At 75.9% G+C, this 4,574-nt stretch carries 5 protein-coding genes; 2 read left to right on the forward strand and 3 right to left on the reverse strand.

The window, feature by feature from the left end:
* Positions 1-151 precede the first annotated feature (151 nt).
* Complete coding sequence (locus ABZS66_RS60510; RefSeq protein WP_354773877.1) at positions 152-1,048, reverse strand: GNAT family N-acetyltransferase; 897 nt, start codon at positions 1,046-1,048, stop codon at positions 152-154.
* A gap of 77 nt (positions 1,049-1,125) precedes the next feature.
* Positions 1,126-1,974, reverse strand: coding sequence for a winged helix-turn-helix transcriptional regulator (locus tag ABZS66_RS60515; protein ID WP_354773879.1), 849 nt, complete (start codon positions 1,972-1,974; stop codon positions 1,126-1,128).
* A 97-nt stretch (positions 1,975-2,071) separates the two neighbouring features.
* On the opposite strand from ABZS66_RS60515, the gene ABZS66_RS60520 reads away from it, so the two are divergent.
* Positions 2,072-3,322, forward strand: coding sequence for an MFS transporter (locus ABZS66_RS60520; RefSeq protein WP_354773881.1), 1,251 nt, complete (start codon positions 2,072-2,074; stop codon positions 3,320-3,322).
* Positions 3,323-3,371: 49 nt separating this feature from the next.
* Positions 3,372-4,157, forward strand: a complete 786-nt coding sequence (locus tag ABZS66_RS60525) for an alpha/beta fold hydrolase (RefSeq protein ID WP_354773883.1) — start codon at positions 3,372-3,374, stop codon at positions 4,155-4,157.
* Position 4,158: 1 nt separating this feature from the next.
* Here ABZS66_RS60525 and ABZS66_RS60530 read toward each other — a convergent pair whose 3' ends face one another.
* Complete coding sequence (locus ABZS66_RS60530; RefSeq protein ID WP_354773885.1) at positions 4,159-4,386, reverse strand: 4Fe-4S dicluster domain-containing protein; 228 nt, start codon at positions 4,384-4,386, stop codon at positions 4,159-4,161.
* Positions 4,387-4,574 lie beyond the last annotated feature (188 nt).

Consider the following 4,574-nt stretch of genomic DNA (forward strand, 5'->3'; position numbering starts at 1 on the left):
ACGCGCTGCGGCAGTCGTTCGCCTCCGAGTTCGCCCAGGGCACCGAGTTCCACGGCGAGGGTGGCCAGCTGACCGCCAACTGACCCGTCTTCCACACGCACGGCACCGGCCGGTCGCCCCTCGCACGGGCGACCGGCCGGCGTCTGTTTTCCTACGACCAGGTCATGACGATCTCGCGCTCGAAGTTCGCGTAGCCGGCCCGCGCGAACGCGGCCGCCATCGGGGTGTTGCCGACGTCGGTCGTCGCCCGGATCCGGGGCACGTCCTGCGCCGCGAGCACCCGGGTGCCCTCCCCGAGGACGTCGTGGATGTAGCCGTGGCCGCGGTGGGCGGGCAGCACCCCGAGGTACGCGATGATCGGGTTGTAGTCGTTGCGGGCCGGGAACACGAACCCGACCGGCTCGCCGTCCGGCAGCGTCGCGACCCGCCACCAGTCCCGCGGGCCCGGCCAGCGCACGAGCTCGCCGTGGAAGTGCTCGGCGGCGACCTCCCGGGGCGTCGCCGACGCCAGGTCGGCCCGGGAGTGCGCGTCGAGCGTGCCGTCCAGGGTCGCCGTCATGAGGTCGAGCGCCTCGTCGTCGTCGCGGAACCCGCGGTACCGCAGCCGCCCGGAGTCCTCCGGCAGCGGCGTCCCGGCCCGCCACTCGAGGCGCAGCCGCTCCACCAGCAGGCTGGCCCCGGCCCGCTCGGCCACGGCCATGCGGCCCCGGACCGGGCCGGCTTCGGTGTCGCGCCAGTCGGGCCGCAGGAACCGGGTGTAGGGCGGCGGGCTGGACACCGTTTCGAGCGCGGCGGCCAGCAGCGCGTCGGCGGTGTCCTCGTGCCCGTCGGCGTAGTCGAGGATGTCGAACAGGTAGGGCTTGCCGGTGCGCGACCACCAGGCGAGCCGGGCGACGAGCCGGTCACCGTCGAGCGCCACCCACATCCACTCGGGGTGGCGCCGGCCCGCGGCGAGGTCGTCGTCGAGCTCGTCGTTCAGCTGGTAGGGCAGCGACCGGAACAGGTCGAGCTCGTCCCGCCCGCGGATGGGGCGGATGTCGTACTGCATGTGCTGGCTCCAAGGAGGACGAAGCGGAACATTGCGGCCTCCTCCTCCCTGGCGGTCGTTCGCCGCCGCCGAGAGTTCTACCCGTCGCGGGCGGGCAGGCGCAAACCGGTTACGGTCGCGAGCATCTCGTCGACCGAGCCGGCCGGGTCGGTGACCGGGAACTGCACCGCCCGCACCACGGCGTCCGGGTCGGCCAGCAGCGTGAGCCGCTTGAAGCGGTCGGCGCCGGCGGCCCGGAACGTCGGCAGCCGCAGCCCGGCGGCGAGCCGCCCGTCCTGGTCGGAGCGCATCGGGAACGGCAGCCGTGCGTGGGCGGCGAACGCGTCGAGCTGGTCGGGCCGCTGCGTGCTGACCCCGACGATGCTCGCCCCGGCGGCCGCGAACGCCCCGGCCCGCTGCGCGTAGGTGAGCGACTCCAGCGTGCACCCGGCGGCGCCCGGGATGTCGCCCCAGCCGGGCGGGTGGCCGTGGGTGCCGGGGGCGAACGCGCCGGGGAAGAAGTACAGCACCGTCCACCCCGGCAGGTCGAGCCCGGGGATCCGCCGTCCGGGCAGCGCGTGGACCCGCCGCACCTCGGCCTCGCCCGCCGCCCCGGTGAGGGTGCCGTCCCCGGCCACGTGCCGGCTGCCCCAGTCCTGCAGCGCCACCAGCACCGGCAGGAGCCCCTCCCCCTTCGGCGTGAGCAGGTAGTCGTAGCGCGGCGGGTGCGCCGAGTACGCCCGCCGTTCGAGCACGCCGTGCTCGACGAGGCTCGTGAGCCGCTCGGTGAGCGCCCGGCGGCTCACCCCGAGCTCGCGCTGCAGGCCGTCGAAGCGGGTGGTGCCGCCGGCGACGTCGCGCACGATGAGGAACGTCCACCAGTCGCCCATCACGCCGAACGCCTGCGCGATCCCGCAGTCGGCGTCGGCCAGGTCCTCGCGCCGCACCGCCGCACCTCCCGTCGCTTCCCCTCGGCCACCGATTCTAGTACGTTCCATTTTGGAACTCACAGGGCGGGAACGTCCGGAGCAACGGGGGTGGCGCGTGCCGGTCTTCTGGCGCTGGTGGACGGCCGGCACGGCCAGCCAGGCGGGTTCCGCGGTCGGTGCGGTGGCGCTGCCGCTCACCGCGCTGACCGTGCTGGACGCGAGCCCGTTCGAGATGGGCCTGGTGGCCGCGGCCGGGTACCTGGCCTGGCTGGTGCTCGGGCTGCCCGCCGGAGTACTCGTGCAGCGCCTGCCCATGCGCGGCACGCAGGTCACCGCCGACCTGGCCCGCGCGGCGGCGGTCGCGTCGGTCCCGCTCGCCTGGTGGCAGGGCGTGCTCACGGTGGCCCAGCTCGTCGCCGTCGCGCTGGTGGTGAGCGTCGCGAGCGTGATCTTCGACGTGGCGACCGCGACGTACCTGCCGACGATCGTCGACCGCGACCGGCTGCAGTCCCGCAACAGCCTCAACTCGGCCACCCAGGCGGCGACCCAGCTCGGCGGGCCGTCGCTCGGCGGCGTCGCGGTCCAGGCCCTCGGCGCCGTGCCCACCCTGCTCGTGGACGCGGTCAGCTACCTCGTCTCGGCCGCGCTCCTGCGGACCCTCCCGGCCCGGCCCCGCACCGCGCCCGCCGCGGCGGCGACGCCCGGCGGGCTCGCCGCGATCCGGGAGGGGTGGCGGTTCGTGACGCGCCATCCCGTGATGGCGCCCGGGATGTGGGTCGCGACCGCGGTGAACTTCGTGTGCGGGGCGCAGCTCGCGCTGTACCCGCTGTACCTCGTGCGGGAGCTGCACGCGCCGGCCGCGGCGGTCGGCGTGCTGCTGGCCGCCGAGGGGGCCGGCACGCTCGCCGGGGCGGCGCTGACGCCCGCGGTCGCGCGGCGGCTCGGGACCGCGCGGGCGCTCGTGGTGGCCGCGGTCGTGGCGCTCGGCGGGGCGCTGCTCATCCCCGTCGGCGCGGGCCGGGGCGCCTACGCCGCCTTCGCCGCGGGCAACGTGGTCTTCGCCGCCGGGGTCGTCGTGCTCAGCGTGACGACGCGGACGTACCGGCAACTCGCCAGCCCGCCGGAGCTGCTCTCCCGGGTGGTGGCGACGGTGCGGTTCGTGTCGTGGGGGGCGATCCCGGTCGGCGGGCTGCTCGCCGGTACCGTCGCCGGCATCGTCGGCGCCCGGTGGACGCTGGTCCTGTTCGCGGTCGCGGCGGCCGCCGCCCCGGCCGTGGTGCTGCGCTCGCCGATCCGCCGGCTGCGCGACCTGACCGACCTCGCCGTCGCCGGACCGGCCCCGGTGCCGGCGGCCGCCCCCCGCTGAAATCGGGCACCCACCGCAACCATCGACGCCCGTCGCCGGTCCTACCGGTATGCGCAGAACCCTGGCCCTCGTCGCGGCTCCGGTCGCGGCCCTGCTCGTCCTGACCGGCTGCGGGTCGTCCCCGTCGCCGTCGAGCGCACCCACCCCGTCGGCGCCTGCGGCCGAGCCGGCGCCGAGCCCGACGCCCGGCCGGTGCACCGACCCGGAGCTCGACACCCGGCAGGTCACGTTCGCCGACGCCCAGGGCGTGTATCTCACCGGCTACGTCCTCGGCACCGGCCGCACCGCGCTCGTCCTCGCCCCGCAGGCCAGCGCGAACGCCTGCTCGTGGCTGTCGTGGGCGAAGCAGCAGGCCGCCGCCGGCTACCGGGTCCTGGCGTTCGACTTCAACGGCGAAGGCCGCTCCCGGCGCGGCCCCGGCTCGACGATGCCCGGCGACGTGACCGCGGCCGCCGCGTTCGCCCGCGCCCAGGGCGCGACGGCCGTCGTCCTCATCGGCGCGTCCCGCGGCGGCACCGCCGTCCTTGCCGCCGCGCCGGCGGTCAACCCGACGGCGGTGGTGAGCCTGTCGGCGCCGTCGAGCTACAGCGGCATGGACGCCCTCGCGGCGGTGCCGAAGCTGACGGCCCCGGTGCTGTACCTCGCCGCGACGGGCGACAGCGGCTTCGCCGAGGACGCCAGGGCCCTGCACGCCGCCACCCCGGGCGACCGGCGCACCCTGCAACTGGTGCCGGGCGCCCTGCACGGCACCGCGTTCCTCACGATCACCGCCGAGGGCGCTCCGGAGGCGATCACAGCCCTGACCGCGTTCCTCAAGGCCAACGCGCCCGCCTAGCTCAGGTGGCGGGCGTGTAGCGGTACACCGCGAACACGAAGTCGGGGCAGACCAGCTGGCACGCCGTGCAGCCGGTGCAGCCGTCGTGCAGTTCGGGATACCGGTAGCCCTGCTCGTTGACGGTCGCCGACATCGTCAGCACGCTCGGCGGGCAGGCGGTGATGCACAGCTCGCAACCCTTGCAGGCCTCGACGTCGATCTGCAGCGTGCCGCGGGTGGTCCGGCTCACGACTCCTCCTCGATGACGGCCGCCACGTCCGTCCACAGTGGACCCGACTCCGGGGCGGTGCCGGGGAACACGCCGCGGCGGCGCAGCGCGCGCACCGCGTTGTCGGCGGTCAGGCGCAGGTGCGCGAGGGCGGCGGCTGATCGAAGGCCCTCTCCCCCAGCGCCCTACCCTCAGCACCCCTAGACCGG

The sequence above is a fragment of the Dactylosporangium sp. NPDC005572 genome, assembly GCF_040605515.1.
Taxonomy (GTDB): domain Bacteria; phylum Actinomycetota; class Actinomycetes; order Mycobacteriales; family Micromonosporaceae; genus Dactylosporangium.